13 protein-coding genes are annotated in these 15,246 nt (G+C 63.6%); 9 read left to right on the forward strand and 4 right to left on the reverse strand.

Annotated elements, in window-relative coordinates; translation table 11 throughout:
- The first annotated feature begins 35 nt into the window (after positions 1-35).
- From ACYX4S_RS02805 to ACYX4S_RS02830, 6 genes are all read left to right on the forward strand, one after another.
- Positions 36-629, forward strand: coding sequence for a hypothetical protein (locus ACYX4S_RS02805; RefSeq protein ID WP_476361808.1), 594 nt, complete (start codon positions 36-38; stop codon positions 627-629).
- Positions 622-1,209, forward strand: a complete 588-nt coding sequence (locus ACYX4S_RS02810; RefSeq protein WP_476361809.1) for a hypothetical protein — start codon at positions 622-624, stop codon at positions 1,207-1,209. Before ACYX4S_RS02805 ends, ACYX4S_RS02810 begins: the two co-directional genes overlap by 8 nt.
- 867 nt (positions 1,210-2,076) lie before the next feature.
- On the forward strand, positions 2,077-2,964 hold the full coding sequence (locus tag ACYX4S_RS02815) for a LysR family transcriptional regulator (protein WP_476361810.1): 888 nt from the start codon (positions 2,077-2,079) through the stop codon (positions 2,962-2,964).
- 187 nt (positions 2,965-3,151) lie between these two features.
- Positions 3,152-4,150 (forward strand): TRAP transporter substrate-binding protein, encoded by a 999-nt coding sequence (locus ACYX4S_RS02820; protein ID WP_476361811.1) that lies wholly within the window; start codon positions 3,152-3,154, stop codon positions 4,148-4,150.
- 97 nt (positions 4,151-4,247) lie between these two features.
- Positions 4,248-4,763, forward strand: a complete 516-nt coding sequence (locus ACYX4S_RS02825) for a TRAP transporter small permease (RefSeq protein WP_476361812.1) — start codon at positions 4,248-4,250, stop codon at positions 4,761-4,763.
- Positions 4,756-6,033, forward strand: a complete 1,278-nt coding sequence (locus ACYX4S_RS02830; RefSeq protein WP_476361813.1) for a TRAP transporter large permease — start codon at positions 4,756-4,758, stop codon at positions 6,031-6,033. Before ACYX4S_RS02825 ends, ACYX4S_RS02830 begins: the two co-directional genes overlap by 8 nt.
- Before the next feature lie 251 nt (positions 6,034-6,284).
- Here the strand turns inward: ACYX4S_RS02830 and greA are convergent, their stop codons facing one another.
- The 3 genes from greA to ACYX4S_RS02845 all read right to left on the reverse strand — a co-directional run bounded on the left by greA (position 6,285) and on the right by ACYX4S_RS02845 (position 10,799).
- Positions 6,285-6,758 carry a transcription elongation factor GreA gene (gene greA / locus ACYX4S_RS02835; RefSeq protein ID WP_293724079.1) on the reverse strand — a complete coding sequence of 158 codons (474 nt, stop codon included), beginning with the start codon at positions 6,756-6,758 and terminating at the stop codon, positions 6,285-6,287.
- A 198-nt stretch (positions 6,759-6,956) separates the two neighbouring features.
- Complete coding sequence (gene carB, locus ACYX4S_RS02840; RefSeq protein ID WP_476361814.1) at positions 6,957-10,265, reverse strand: carbamoyl-phosphate synthase large subunit; 3,309 nt, start codon at positions 10,263-10,265, stop codon at positions 6,957-6,959.
- A 153-nt stretch (positions 10,266-10,418) separates the two neighbouring features.
- A complete protein-coding gene (locus ACYX4S_RS02845) occupies positions 10,419-10,799 on the reverse strand; it encodes a helix-turn-helix domain-containing protein (protein ID WP_476361815.1) in 381 nt (126 codons plus the stop codon).
- Between the two features lie 290 nt (positions 10,800-11,089).
- Between ACYX4S_RS02845 and ACYX4S_RS02850 the strand changes: the two genes are divergently transcribed.
- Complete coding sequence (locus tag ACYX4S_RS02850; RefSeq protein WP_476361816.1) at positions 11,090-12,145, forward strand: AraC family transcriptional regulator ligand-binding domain-containing protein; 1,056 nt, start codon at positions 11,090-11,092, stop codon at positions 12,143-12,145.
- Between the two features lie 504 nt (positions 12,146-12,649).
- Positions 12,650-13,105 carry a MerR family transcriptional regulator gene (locus ACYX4S_RS02855; RefSeq protein WP_476361817.1) on the forward strand — a complete coding sequence of 152 codons (456 nt, stop codon included), beginning with the start codon at positions 12,650-12,652 and terminating at the stop codon, positions 13,103-13,105.
- 210 nt (positions 13,106-13,315) lie between these two features.
- On the opposite strand, the gene carA is transcribed toward ACYX4S_RS02855, so the two are convergent.
- Positions 13,316-14,527 (reverse strand): glutamine-hydrolyzing carbamoyl-phosphate synthase small subunit, encoded by a 1,212-nt coding sequence (gene carA / locus ACYX4S_RS02860; RefSeq protein ID WP_476361818.1) that lies wholly within the window; start codon positions 14,525-14,527, stop codon positions 13,316-13,318.
- Between the two features lie 241 nt (positions 14,528-14,768).
- Here carA and ACYX4S_RS02865 point away from each other — a divergent pair, with 241 nt between their 5' ends.
- Positions 14,769-15,224, forward strand: coding sequence for a GatB/YqeY domain-containing protein (locus ACYX4S_RS02865; protein WP_293724089.1), 456 nt, complete (start codon positions 14,769-14,771; stop codon positions 15,222-15,224).
- The last annotated feature ends 22 nt before the right edge of the window (positions 15,225-15,246 follow it).

The following is a 15,246-nucleotide window of genomic DNA, read 5'->3' on the forward strand; positions in this document are numbered from 1 at the left end:
ATAGAATGTTGTCTATTTTTTGGAGGGAGATCTTCATGAAAAGCATCTGTCAAAAATGGATCATTCGTGCGGCTCTGAGAGATGAAGCGAATGAAGGTTGGGTGTGGATGTCTGCTTTCCCCTCTCGCACAATTGTAAAGATAGAGAATTGTAAGAGGGAGCGGTTTGTATTCTGTCAGATTAGGAAGATAGATAATAATTTTAGGAATTTATATGATTGCAAGAATTCCGGAAGAATTCGTATTTGTGAAAATATTAATGTAGTCGTTATGTCTGAGTGGTACCGGAGTGCGCTGGGCTTGGACGGGACGACACCTGCAGGTAATTGCGAGGGCGATGTTTGTCTGAAGTTTACGCCTCAGCCGAGAAATTCTATTTGGGCAAAGATGCGGGTGGCTGCACACCACCCTGATACCGTCGTGCGATTGGCGCTTATCCTGGCGGCTGCGGGGCTCTGGCTTGGACTTCTTGGTGCCGCTCTTGGAATCGTCTCGACGTTGAACCTTGTGGGTTTTTGGAAAATCGCGGGGCCGTTGCTTGTTCTCTCTTTTGTATTCTCCCTGATCTTTCCACTCTGGTGTGGCTGTCAAGGGATTGAAGCTGATTGCACGGAAAAGTCTTGTGACTGAGAAAATTGCCATTCTCGGGTGGGGATCTCTATTGTGGGATAGCAATTGCGAATTCGATGCGCGCCACGAACCTTGGCGTTCCGATGGGCCGTCACTGCAAATTGAGTTTTCACGTATTTCCGGCTCGAGATCGGGTGCGTTGACACTCGTGCTCGACGAGAAGCACGGTGCTATGGTTCAGGTTTCCTACTGCTATAGCAGGCGCACTTCCTGGGAAGAGGCAGTTACGGACCTTCGCCGCCGCGAAGGTACAATCGAACAGCATATCGGATACGTGAATCGCTCCGAAGCAAGCCGCTCAAGAAGTACTTCGGTCAAGGAAGTGATACTTGGGTGGGCCACGGAAAAAAACGTGGACGCCGTGGTCTGGACAGACCTGCCAAGTAACTTTCAGGAGAAGGCCCACCGCTCTTTTTCGGTCAAAGCCGCACTTCAATATCTGTCCAGCTTGGATGACAAGGGGAAATGTTTGTCGAAGGAGTATATCGAGAAAGCGCCTGAATATGTCGATACTCCTTTGCGGCGGGCTTTGGCGAAGTTTGCATCAGAAGATTCTAACCCTTTTTGGAATTTGCCATAAATCGCTGGCATTTACGTAGTCGGTTTCACTCCCGCGATTTTGTCTCAACTTCACCGAATTTGCTGCCGAAATCCGACGCAATCGCCATCGGCTAACGGTTGTCTACCGTCACAGGGAAGGCGAAACAGAACGGCAAGCTTTCTCACTTCTCCACCTTTTGTCCGCCAGTCGCGAACCGCCTCCCGGCATGTCTTTTCGCTCCGCCGTCACCCCGGACGTAGCGAAGCGAAGATCCGGGGCCCAATTCACGTATGAGAGCGACAGGCCGGCGTGTTGGGAACCGATCCCCGCCGCACCGGTCCGTGCCTTGCCACCACGACCGAGGTTGCCAATGGGCCCCGGGTCGCGGGCGTGCCGCCCTTGCCCGGGGTGACGGTGGAGAGGGGTGCATCCTCCCGGTGTCATCCCGGTCTTCGCAGGGATGACAAGGAGTGTGGGCGTGCCCTGTTCGTCCCGCCCGCTTCATCCTTCAATCGCCGCTCAGGTGCCATGCCTCGCCTCCTCACGGGCGTCACCCCGGACGTAGCGAAGCGAAGATCCGGGGCCCAATCCACGTATGAGAGCGATAGGCCTACGCGTTGGGGACCGATCCTCGCCCCCCGGTCGGAGCCTTGCCACTGCGACCGGGGGTGCCAATGGGCCCCGGGTCGCGGGCGCGTCGCCCTTGCGTGGGGGGACGTGGAGAGGGAGGCGTCGCCGTGCCGCCGGCGGAGGGCACTCCGGCTGTCAAGAAACTGAGACGGTTCAGGGATAATCTGCTTCCGGATCGGGCCTCGCTTGCCTGTCCCCGTCTCGCATGTGTCCTCGCGGTTTCCCCGCCAGGTGCCCGGTTCGCGGGCGGTCGAACCCGAAGCCCGAAGGACGCGGATGCGCCAGCACAAGCTCGAGACACTGGTCTGGCTCGCCCGGCTGAAGAGCTTTCGCGCGGTGGCGGAAAAACTCAACACCACCCAGGCGGCGATCTCCCAGCGCGTGGCCTCCGTCGAGAACCAACTCGGCGTGGTGCTGTTTGAGCGCAGGAAGCGACAGTGCAAGCTGACGGCGGAGGGGCGTGAAATCATTCCCTACGCGGAGCGCATCCTGGAACTCACCGGCGAGATGCTGGAGCGGGTCGCCAATGCGGATGCGTTTCGCGGCGTCATTCGCCTGGGCGTGGTCGACACCATCGTCCATGTCTGGCTGACGACACTGCTGGAACAGCTCCAGACCCAGCATCCGCATGTGACGGTGGAGCTGCGCGTCGACACGTCCACTGTGCTGCGCGAGGCGGTTCAGAGCGGGTCGCTCGACATGGCGTTTCTGGTCGGCCCCCTGGCGGATGCCGACATGTCCGCCCGCTACCTGTGCACCTACGAGTTCGGCTGGGTCGCGAGCCCCGGCCTCGGGCTGCAGGGGCGCACGGTTCCGCTGGAGGAAATATCCCAACGGCCGATCGTCACCTTTCCCCGCTCATCGAGACCCTATGCGCTGGTCAAGGAACAGATGAAGGCCGCCAACCTGCAGGCCTCGCGCATCAACGCGTCGGGGTCCGTGACCGCTTCCGTCAATCTGGTGGTCAATGCCGGCGGCATCGGCTTTCTGCCCATGGTCTCAGTGCAGGAGGAACTCGATCACGGGCGCCTGCATCTGGTCGATACCGATGCCGACTCCGTCAGCCTTCAATATTACGCCTATTTCCCCGCCGAGCTCCCTCACACGCTTACCGAGGCAATCGTCGATCTCGCAAAAGACGTTTCGAATGGAAAAAATTCGTAAATACGTCATAAAAGCTTCATTTTTTGAAGTTGATTGGGCGTATTTTGAAATTAAAACTTATCAATTTGCATAAGGATTATTAGTTTGAGCGGCGCGTCGCCTGCATTTATTCATCATTCGCGTCGGATGACATCCCGCGTCCGGTACAGCGTCTTCTTCACGCCACCGCTCAAGATTGGACATCGACATGAACAGGAAAATCGCAAGCCGGACCGTTCGCGGCCTGGTGACCGCAGCCCTGGTGACCGCGGCCGCGGTCGTCTCGACCACCGCAGCCCTTGCCGAGGCGAGGGTGTTGAAGTTCGCCCACGTGCTGCAGACCAATCATCCCTATCACGACATGGCGCTTCGCTTCAAAGCGGAGCTCGAGGCTCGCGACGTCGGGCTGAGCGTCGAGATCTTTCCCGCCAGCCAGCTCGGCAACGAGAGCGAACTCATCAGCGGGCTGCAGCTTGGAAGCGTCGACATTTCGACCATCACTTCCGCCGTCACCTCGAATTTCGTGCCCGAGTTCCGGGTCTTCAGCCTGCCCTTCATGTTCCGTGACGCCGGCCATCTCTTCCGCGTCATGGACGGCGAGATCGGCGATGAGATGGCCGTCCGGATGCTCGACGCCGGACTGGTCAAGCTCGGCTACGGCTACGGCGGCACGCGCGACCTTTACACCAGCAAGGCGGTCAACGAACTGGCGGATCTCGAGGGACTGAAGATCCGCACCATGAAGAACTCCGCGATCATCGACACCTGGAATGCCCTTGGTGCCATCGCCACGCCGGTGGCCTGGTCGGATGTTCCCGTCAGCCTGAAGCAGGGGCTGATCGATGGCGGCGAGGGAACCGGTGTCAGCTATCGCTCGATGGCCTTCTACGAGGACACGAGGTACTTCACGCGGCTCGCCTACATCTTCAGCTGGCACAACCTGATGATGTCGAAGATGACCTTCGACTCCCTGACCGGCGAGCAGCAGCGCGCCGTGCTCGATGCGGCCAAGATCGCGGAAACCTACGAGCGCACCACCTTCCTCGACCAGGAGAAGGCGCTCTTCGACGATCTCGCCGACAAGGGTGCGGAAATCATCACACCGCGGGATCGCGCCGAGTGGATCGCCAGGATCAAGGACGTCTACGCGGCGAATGCCGATGACGTCGGCGGCCTGGAGCGCATCGAGGCCATCCAGAACTACTGACCCGGCAGGTGGGGCGGCCGGCTTCCGGTTGCCCCGCCAGGCCTTTCGCGTGGGCGGGTCCCGCCCGCGCGCATCCCCTCCAGAAGATGGAAACCCGATGAGCGAAGCCGTTCGTCCGCCCGGCCTTGCGGCGCGTATCCGCACCGGCCTGAGCCTTGTCGAGGCATCCGTCGCCGCGTTCATGCTGATCGTCATGGTCGGGTGCACGGTGCTTCAGGTCGTTGCCCGGTTCGTCTTCAGCACCGGGCTTTCGTGGACCGACGAGGTCGCGATGTTCTCCTTCATCTGGGCGGCACTGATGGGGGCCGCACTCGTCATCAACACCGGCGGCGCGCACAGGATCGACGCTTTCGTCCGGCTTCTGCCGCTGTCGCCGCGCCGGGTTGTTCTCGCGCTCGTCTACGTCACGATCCTGGCGGCGCTGGTGCTGCTTGCGGTCTACGGAGTGAAGCTGCTCTTCGTGGTGCACTTCCAGAAATCATCGATCCTGCGGGTGCCAATGTCCTGGATCTATGCAGCGCTGCCCCTGTCCGCCTCGCTGATGCTGGTCTCGACACTGCTCGACTGGCGGAGCCATCTGGGGTTCGGCGCCCCGGAGGGCGATCATGTCTGAGGTTCTTTTCCTGACCTTCGGCCTGTGCCTGCTTCTGTCCATGCCGGTCGTGTTCTCGCTTCTCGTCGCCAGCATCACCGCCATTCTCTGGGGCGGGTCGGTGCCGCTGACGATCGTCGCGCACAAGCTGGTCTCGGGCATCGACTCCTATCCCCTGCTTGCGATCCCGCTGTTCATCGTGTTCGGCGAGGTGGTCAACAAGGGAGGCATCGGCCGGCGCATCGTCGATTTCTCGCAGGCCCTTGTCGGCTCCTTCCGGGGGGGGCTTGCGCACGCCAACGTCACGGCGAGCATGTTCTTCGGCGGTATCTCCGGCTCGGCGACCGCCGACAGCGCGGCCATCGGGTCCGTTCTGATCCCGGCGATGAAACGCGGCGGCTATCCGGCGACCTTCTCGGTTGCGGTCACCGCGACGTCGTCGATCATCGGCATCATCATTCCGCCGAGCGTCGACCTTATCCTCTACGGCTGGCTGACCGACACGCCCATGGACGAACTCTTCGCCGGCGGGCTTCTTCCCGGCGTGCTGATCGGCGGCGCGCTCATGGTCGTCTCGCATGTCCTGTCCGCGCGCCACGGCTACGGCATTCGCCAGCCGTTCTCGCTGCCCGAACTCGTGCGCAGGACGGGCGACACCTTCCCCGCGCTTCTCATGCCGCTCATCATCATCGGCGGCATCCTGGGCGGCGTCTTCACCGTCACCGAGGCGGCGGCCGCATCCGTCGTCTACGGGCTGCTGGTCACCTGGCTCTACTATCGCGAACTGAAGGTCGTCGATCTGCCGGCGCTTTTTTCCGATGCGGCGAAGACGATCGGCCAGGTCATGTTCCTTCTGGGAACGGCCAAGGTCTTCGCCTACGTCATGACCATCGAGCAGGTGCCGCTGCATCTGTCGCAGGCTCTGTTCGAGGCCCTGCCGTCGACCGGCTTCTTCGCGCTGAACGTGATCCTCATCTGCCTCGTCGTGGGCCTGTTCCTGACGCCGGCCATCGCCACGATCATCCTGACGCCGATCCTCTTTCCGGCGGCCATGGAGTTCGGCGTCGATCCGGTCCACTTCGGCCTGATGCTGGTCTCGGGCCTGGCGCTTGGCCACGTCACGCCACCGGTGGGCCTGACGCTGCTGCTGACCTCCAGCATCGGCGGCGTTTCCGTCGGGCAGATGCTCCGTCCGCTCCTGCCGTTCTTCCTGATGCTGGTCGCGATCGTTCTGGTCATCGCCTATGTGCCGGCGATCACCCTGTTCATTCCAGACCTGATGCGTGGATGACGGTTCCCCGCCGGGGACAGGCGGAACCTCCTTGCGGGGACAACTCACCTCGCTGCGGGGTGACCAGGTGCGCGCGCAAGCCGCGCCACAAAAGAAAACCGTCCGGACGGGGTCCCGTCCGGACGGCCGAGATGCGAAAAGCGTGACTCAATTTTCGCGCAACTGTTGGAAGTTTCCTGCCGGAAATTGCGCGAAATTGCCTCTTTGGAAAAAGCAACCGGCGATGCCGCCGGATGCCCGAAAGGGCGGGTTCAGCCGAACTTCACTTCCATGATCTCATAGGCATGGGCGCCACCCGGCGCGGTCACCTCGACGCTGTCGCCAACCGACTTGCCGATCAGCGCGCGGGCGATCGGCGAGGAGATGGAGATGCGGCCGAGCTTCACGTCCGCCTCGACGTCGCCGACGATGGTGTACTTCTTCTCTTCCTCGGTGTCCTCGTCCACGAGGGTCACCGTGGCGCCGAATTTCACCGTGTCGCCCGACAGCTTGCTGACGTCGATCACCTCGGCGCGGCCGAGCTTGTCCTCAAGCTCGCTGATGCGGCCCTCGTTCAGGCTCTGCTGCTCCTTGGCCGCATGATACTCGGCATTCTCGGACAGATCGCCGTGGGAGCGTGCCTCGGAAATCGCCTGAATGATGCGCGGGCGCTCCTCGCTCATGCGCTGCTTCAGTTCCTTCTCGAGCATCGCATAGCCCGCGTTCGTCATCGGAACCTTGTCCATAGGTCTTCGACCCTTTCATTCTTCAGGGCTTGCCCGCGCGCTCCCGACAGGGTCGCGCCCACGGGCGTCCTCTCTCGTTATCCGCGTCCGCCGGTCCGGACCGCCGGTGTCCGACGGTCTTCGGCAAGCAGACAAACGTCCGGCCGGGAGGGTCCCGGCCGGATCGAAACGCATTCGGTTCAGGTCGCTTCGCGACGTTTACGCGAAGTAGGCCTGAAGAGGCTGCACTTCAAGGTTGCCCGAGGCGTAAGCCTCGATCCCCTTCGCGGCCGCAACGGCCCCGGCAAGGGTCGTGTAGTAGGGCACCTTGTGCAGCAGAGCCGCCCGACGAAGCGAGCGACTGTCGGAGAGGGCCTGGGCACCGTCCGTCGTGTTGAAGACGAGCTGCACCTCTCCATTCTTGATAGCATCGACGATGTGCGGCCGGCCTTCAAGCACCTTGTTCACACGGGCGCAGGAAATCCCCCGCTCCTCCAGGAAGGCCTGGGTGCCGTGCGTGGCGATGATCCTGAAGCCGGCGCGCGCCAGTCGGGCGATGGGATCCAGCACCCGCTCCTTGTCGCTGTCGCGCACCGAGACGAAGACCGTGCCGCTCGTCGGCACGCGCGTCCCCGAGCCGAGCTGCGACTTGGCGAAGGCGATCTCGAAGGTGCCGTTGAGGCCCATGACCTCGCCGGTGGAGCGCATTTCCGGGCCGAGCAGGGTGTCGACGCCCTGGAACCTGGCGAAGGGGAACACCGCTTCCTTGACCGCGATATGGTCGAGCTTCTTCTCGCTCAGCCCGAAGGAGGCGAGCGGCTCGCCGGCCATGACGCGGGCGGCGATCTTGGCGATCGGCGCGCCGATGGTCTTGGCGACGAAGGGCACCGTGCGCGAGGCGCGCGGATTGACCTCGAGCACGTAGATTTCCCCGTCCTTGATGGCGTACTGGACGTTCATCAGGCCGCCGACCTCGAGCGCGCGGGCAAGGGCCTCCGTCTGGCGCTTGAGCTCGGCCACGAGGTCGTCGGAGAGGGAGTAGGGTGGCAGCGAGCAGGCGCTGTCGCCGGAGTGAATGCCCGCTTCCTCGATGTGCTCCATGATGCCGCAGACGAAGACGTCCTTGCCGTCGGCAAGCGCGTCCACGTCGACCTCGATGGCGCCGTCGAGATAGCGGTCGAAGAGCAGCGGGTTCTTGCCCAGAACCGTGTTGATCTGCCCCGTCTTGTCGTTCGGGTACTTGGCGCGAACGTGGCCTGGAACCAGCTCCGGCAGGGTGCCGAGCAGATAGGCGTTGAGCGCCTCCTCGTCCCGGATGATCTGCATGGCGCGGCCGCCGAGCACGTAGGAGGGACGCACCACCAGCGGCAGGCCGAGGTCGGCGACGATCAGGCGGCTCTGCTCGACCGAATAGGCGATACCGTTCTCGGGCTGCTTGAGGCCGAGGCGGTGCAGCAGCTTCTGGAAGCGGTCGCGGTCCTCGGCCAGGTCGATCATGTCCGGGGTGGTGCCGAGAATCGGCACGTCCGCCTCGACCAGCGCCGCCGCGAGCTTCAGCGGCGTCTGGCCGCCGAACTGGACGATGACGCCGTGCAGCGTTCCCTTCGACTGCTCGGTGCGCACGATCTCCAGCACGTCCTCGGCCGTCAGCGGCTCGAAGTAGAGGCGATCCGAGGTGTCGTAGTCGGTCGAGACGGTCTCCGGGTTGCAGTTGACCATGATGGTCTCGAAACCGGCGTCCTGAAGCGCGAAGGCCGCGTGACAGCAGCAGTAGTCGAACTCGATGCCCTGGCCGATCCGGTTCGGTCCGCCGCCCAGAATGAGCACCTTCTTCGCCTCGCTGGGCTGCGCCTCGTCGGCGAGGGCGCCGGCGAAGGGCAGTTCGTAGGTCGAATACATGTAGGCGGTCGGTGATGCGAACTCGGCCGCGCAGGTGTCGATGCGCTTGTAGACCGGGTGCACGTCGAGGCTGGCGCGCAGGCGCGCGACGTCATTCTCGTCGAGGCGCGCGAGCGAGGCCAGGCGCGCGTCGGAGAAGCCCATGCCCTTCAGCCGGCGCAGCGCATCGGCTCCGTCGGGAAGGCCGTGGGTGCGGATCTTCTCCTCGGTGGCGACGATGGCCTCGATCTGGCTCAGGAACCACGGGTCGATATGGCAGGCGCGGTGCACGTCCGCCAGGTCGGTGCCGAGGCGGAAGGCCTGGGCGACCTTGAGCAGGCGGTCGGGCGTCGGCAGGGCGAGGGCCGCACGAATGGCGTTCCTGTCGTCGTTCTGCCCAAGGCCCGGGATCTCGACCTCGTCGAGACCGTTGAGCCCGGTCTCCAGGCCGCGCAGCGCCTTCTGCAGGCTCTCGGCGAAGGAGCGGCCGATGGCCATGACCTCGCCGACCGACTTCATGGCGGTCGTCAGAATGGGCTCGGCGCCGGGAAATTTCTCGAAGGCGAAACGCGGGATCTTGGTGACGACATAGTCGATGGACGGCTCGAAGGAGGCGGGCGTCGCGCCGCCCGTGATGTCGTTCTCCAGTTCATCGAGCGTGTAGCCGCAGGCGAGCTTCGCCGCGACCTTGGCGATCGGGAAGCCGGTGGCCTTGGACGCCAGCGCGGAGGACCGCGACACGCGCGGGTTCATCTCGATGACGATCAGCCGGCCGTTCTCCGGGTTCACCGCGAACTGGACGTTGGAGCCGCCGGTCTCGACGCCGATCTCGCGCAGGACCGCGAGGCTCGCGTCGCGCATGATCTGGTATTCCTTGTCGGTCAGCGTCAGCGCAGGCGCGACGGTGATCGAATCGCCCGTGTGCACGCCCATCGGGTCGATGTTCTCGATGGAGCAGATGATGATGCAGTTGTCCGCCTTGTCGCGGACGACCTCCATCTCGTACTCCTTCCAGCCGATCACCGATTCCTCGACCAGAACCTCGGTCGTCGGCGAGGCGTCGAGGCCGCGCTCGATGATGTCGAGATATTCCTCGCGGTTGTAGGCGATGCCGCCGCCCGTGCCGCCAAGCGTGAAGGACGGGCGGATGATCGCCGGCAGGCCGATGTCGTCGAGGGCGTCGAGCGCCTCGGCGAGCGAGTGGGCCAGGCGGGAACGCGGCGTCTCGAGGCCGATCTTCGTCATCGCCTCGCGGAACAGCTCGCGATCCTCGGCCTTGTCGATGGCCTCGGCGGTGGCGCCGATCATCTCGACGCCGAACTTCTCCAGAACGCCCATCTTCTGCAGCGACAGGGCGCAGTTCAGGGCCGTCTGGCCACCCATCGTCGGCAGCAGTGCGTCGGGACGCTCGCGCTCGATGATCTTGGCGACGATCTCCGGCGTGATCGGCTCGATGTAGGTCGCGTCGGCCAGATCCGGGTCGGTCATGATCGTCGCCGGATTGGAGTTGACCAGGATGACCCGGTAGCCCTCTTCTCGCAGCGCCTTGCACGCCTGCGTGCCGGAATAGTCGAACTCGCAGGCCTGTCCGATGATGATCGGCCCGGCGCCGACGATCAGGATGGAGGAGATGTCTGTGCGTTTGGGCATGTGAGGCTCGCAGGGATCAGCCGCCGCCGCGCCAGTGGTGCGGAAGCGGTCGAGGCTTCGGGTCGTGCAAAGTGTTCGGCTGAGCGCGCCTTATAGGGAAAAAGACCGGTCCGGGGAACCCCATCCCTTGCTCTTTGAACCGGCGATGGTCCCTCAGGTCCGCGCGGCGGGGGGCACATCCGGCATATCGACGTCCGCGGGCTCCGCGACAGTGGCCGGGGAGGTGGCCCCGAGAGGTGTTCGGGAGGTGGCGCGGCCATCGAAGTCGGTGACGCCGGCACTGATCGCATAGCAGGCGAGACGCACCGCGAGGGGGATCTCCACGGGCCGTCCGTCGCGCGCGCCCTTCTCGTAATACTGGATCATGCGCTTCTTGAGCCCGAGCCGGTCGGCGGCTTCCTTCTGCTTGAGACCCAGCCGCTTGCGCCAGGCGCGAAACCGCTCGGGCGTCATGGTGTCGCTTTCCGCGGCAGGCGCTTCGCGGGACCGCGTCGGGGCGGTCGATCCGGACGAGGAGGGGCGGGACGAGGACACGGCGGATCTCCATGACAGGCGATCCGGCCCGGGTGAACGGCCGGATGCGCATTCAGTGCGCCGACTGTTTCCGCCCTTACGGGACCAAAGTCAATTCCCGCAAGGGGGCCGGAGTGCGCGCTTGCCTGGCCACGGCACTCCGTCACGACGCAGTTTGACGGTGACAGGGTGATAATGACAATTCCATCGCTGGTCTTGTGGCGATTTCCTTGATAGATCGTGCAGTGCAAGTGGGATGCAACCTGCGCGCCCGCGCCTGGTGGTCGCGTCCCGTCTAACCGGACCCGCCCATGCCTTCAGACGCCGAACAGCGTCTTTCGACGGACACCCTTCTCATTCACGGTCGCGCCCAACTGGGCCTCGCCGACTATTGTCGCGTGCGCCGCGTGGACTACGAGACCGTGCTGCGCCAAAGCGGAATGGAAGGACAACGTAGCGACGCGTCCCTTGGCGGGCACATCAGTCTGCGCGATCATGCGCGCTCCCTTGAGGTCGCCGCGCGGCTCGCGGATGATGACTGCTTTGGTCTCAACTGGACGCGCGAACTCGGCCCCGGACCCGAGGAAACGGTGGCGATGGCCGTGCGCTACGCCCCCGATTTTGCCGGCGCCCTCGAGGCGACGGCACGCTACATGCACATTGTGTGCGACGTGACGGATGTCGAGGCGCGGATCGCGGGTCAGGACGCTTCCCTTGCCTTCCGGCTGCCCGACGCGCTGGTCTGTGTCGACCAGATGACCGACCGTATGATGAGCAAGGTGCATGCACGGCTCATGCGGATCGGTGGCGGTCGGGTCGAGCTTTCGCTCGCCGAGATCGCACGCAAGGAGCCGGCGTCCAGGGATCTGCACGACGCGCATTACGCCGCCCCGATCCAGTTCGGGGCTTCCCGCAACCGGCTGGTGTTCCGGGTTTCGGGGGAGGGAGCGCCAAATCCGTATCGTGATGACGACCTCTTCGCGGCGCTTTGCGACCTGAACCGCCGGCGACTCGACGACCGGCGGCGGGCGGAGGACTTCATTGCCCTCGTGAGCGACGCGATCAGCGCCAGGATCTCCGCGCCGGACCTGACGGTGGCTGATGTCGCGCGTACGCTGGCGATGAGCTCGCGAGGCCTTCAACGCCGTCTCGCGGAGCGGGACCTGACCTTCCACGGACTGCATGAAGGCGTACGCCGGCGCATGGCGGCGGACCTGCTGGCGCTGACCGACCTGCCCATGTCCGAGATCGCCTATCGTCTCGGCTTCTCGGCCGTTGGAAACTTCTCGCGCGCGGCGCGGCGCTGGTTCGGTTGTCCGCCCAGTGAATGGCGTCAGGCGAACGCCGTCGTGCCGCGCGACGAGTAGAGCCGTCCGGCCGGGGCGGGAGCGACCTCCGCCGTGCCCGCAGAGGCGGGGCGCTAAAACCTGTGGCAATGTTTCAAGTATAAATTATCGCTAGTTGTGGGCTTATTCTTGGTCTGGAGCATTCTTGATTGCGAGATTACATCAAGTAAATATTTTAATTTTTATACGTATAAAATTACTGATCGTGTAAAACATGGCGCCGCATGATTTTCCGCATTGCGGTATCGGCGTTGTTCTCAAGCGGAAACTTGACATTTTACGCCAAACAGCGTGGCGGAATGTGCCGTCGCGCGACCTCAGAGCTTGAGTCCGGCCTATCTTCCGTCGCGGCCCGCTGCGTCATATTTGCGGTTTATGTGCAAAATCGTGCGTTTTTGTACGTACGGATAAAAAATTGGCGCGCTTGGCTAAGGCCTCGTCTTGGTGATGATGCCATAGTCGGGATTGACACGCGACTTTCGGGGGAATGTGCGCGTTAATGATCGGGAATGACGGAATTTGATGATGACGGAACTGTCGAGAAGTGCGGTCTTCGGGCCGGATCTGGCCGGGCCGATTGAAGCTGACGACCCCAATGCCTCCAAGCTCTCCATCGCGGAGATGTCCGAGTCGTTCGGGGTAACCCTTCGCGCCCTGCGGTTCTATGAGGAGAAGGGGCTTCTGCGGCCGGAGCGCAAGGGCGCGCGCCGGTTCTACGGCACCCGCGACGTCGGGCGGATGAAGGTCATCCTGCAGGCGAAGCGCCTGGGCCTCACGCTTGTCGAGATCCGCGAGATCATCTCGCTTCTCGAGGGGCGTACCGGACGCATCGGCCAGCTCAAGGTGCTGCGCGACATGTGCTCCAAGCAGGACGACCTCCTGCAGGAGCAGTTCGCCCAGATCGAGGAGCAGGTGAAGGAAATGCGTGGCGTCGTGAAGGCTCTCGACGGGCTCATCGAGGCGAACGGCGACCAGGACTGACCCCTGGCACGCAGACACATGCAAGACCGGCTCCGCCGGTCGTTGGACACGAAAACGCCCGCGGCATCGTCCGCGGGCGTTTTCGTGTCCGAAGGGCTTTCGCTTCCGCGGGACCGTGCGATCCACGACGAAAAACGGCCCGGCGAGAGATCGCCGGGCCGTTCGTGTCATCTCTGGCGTGCCGCTTCCGGCCCGGCTCTGCGCAAGGCCTCAGGCGGCCGCGTCCTTTTCCGGGATCGCCGTCTCGCCCTTGCGCTCGCGCATCAGGTTGGTGAACCGGCGGAAGAGGTAGTGGCTGTCGCGCGGGCCCGGCGACGCCTCGGGGTGGTACTGCACCGAGAACACCGGCTTGCCGACAAGCCGCAGGCCGCAGTTCGAGCCGTCGAAGAGCGAGACATGGGTTTCTTCCACGCCTTCGGGCAGGCTCTTCGCGTCGACGGCAAAGCCGTGGTTCATCGAGGTGATCTCGACCTTGCCGGTGGTGCGGTCGAAGACCGGATGATTGGCGCCGTGATGGCCCTGGTGCATCTTGGTCGTCTTGCCGTTCACGGCGAGCGCCAGCATCTGGTGACCGAGGCAGATGCCGAAGACCGGCAGGCCGCTTTCCACGATGCCACGAATTGCCGGGACGGCGTATTCGCCCGTCGCTTCCGGGTCGCCGGGGCCGTTGGACAGGAACACGCCGTCGGGGTTGCGTGACAGCACGTCCTCGGCGGTGGCGGTGGCGGGCAGAACCGTCACGTCGCAGCCCGCGTCGGTCAGCAGGCGCAGGATATTGCGCTTGATGCCGTAGTCGATGGCAACGACCTTGAACACGCCATCCGGCTTTTCGCCGTAGCCCTGCTCCCAGCGCCAGGAGGTCTGCGACCATCCGTAGCTCTGGGTCGCGCTGACGTCCTTGGCGAGATCCATGCCGACGAGGCCGGGCCACGCGGCGGCGGCCTGCTTCAGCGCGTCGATGTCGAACTGTCCGTCCGGCGAGTGGGCGATCACGGCATTGGCCGCCCCCTTCTCGCGCAGCAGCGCCGTCAGGGCGCGAGTGTCCACGCCGGACATGCCGATGATGCCGCGGGCTTTCAGCCAGGCGTCAAAGTGGCGTGCCGAGCGGTAGTTGGACGGGTCGGTGATGTCGGCCTTGACCACCACGCCGCGCACGCCCGAGGCGGAGGCCATGTTGACGGTCTCGACATCCTCGTCGTTCGTCCCCACATTTCCGATATGCGGGAAGGTGAAGGTCACGATCTGCCCGGCATAGGAGGGATCGGTGAGGATCTCCTCGTAGCCCGTCAGGGCGGTGTTGAAGCACACCTCGGCGCAGGCTTGGCCGGTCGCGCCCAGGCCCTGGCCCTCGATGACGGTTCCGTCGGCCAGAACGAGTACGGCCGTGGTCGGCGTCGCGGACCAGACGTCTGCGGTCGTCATTGTCTTGCTTTCCCGGTCGGTTCGATGACATTGTCACGGTCGACGCGCCTTGACGTTACGAGGCTTGGCTGTCAACGGTGCATCTTGCGCGGCAATCTATGGGATGCGCGCTGAGGGGTCAACTGTCAGCTTGTTAAAAATAACCTAGAAAAATCAATAATTTATATCGAGGGTCTTGGTCTCTGGCGGTTCCTGGGGTATCGCCGGCAATCCAGGTGTGGCGCAAATGGCAGGGCAAACCATGCGTGAACAGATCGATGCGGCGCTTCAGGCGGCCGTGGACAGTGACGACAAGCGACGGGCCGCGACCCTGCGGCTGGTGCTTGCCGCCGTCCGCGACAGGGAGGCGCGGGCGCGCGAAATGGGAGCCGACGGCCTGCCCGAGGCCGATGTCCTGGACATCCTCAACAAGATGGTGCGCCAGCGCGAGGAATCCGTGCGCGACTACGAGGAGGCGGGGCAGCTCGAGCTTGCCGAGCAGGAGCGCGAGGAAATGGCCATCATCGCCGAGTTCCTGCCGCGCCAGTTCGACGACACGGCCATGAAGACCGCCTGCGAGGACGTGGTGCGCGACATCTCCGCCAACGGGCTGCGCGACATGGGGCGCTGCATGAACGCGCTCAAGCAGCGCTATCCCGGCCAGATGGATTTCGTGCGCGCGAGCTGCGTGGTGAAGGACCTGTTGCGCACCGAGTAGGGCGGCGCGTTGCGTTTTCCCG

This window comes from Stappia sp. ABD4_338 (assembly GCF_056312175.1).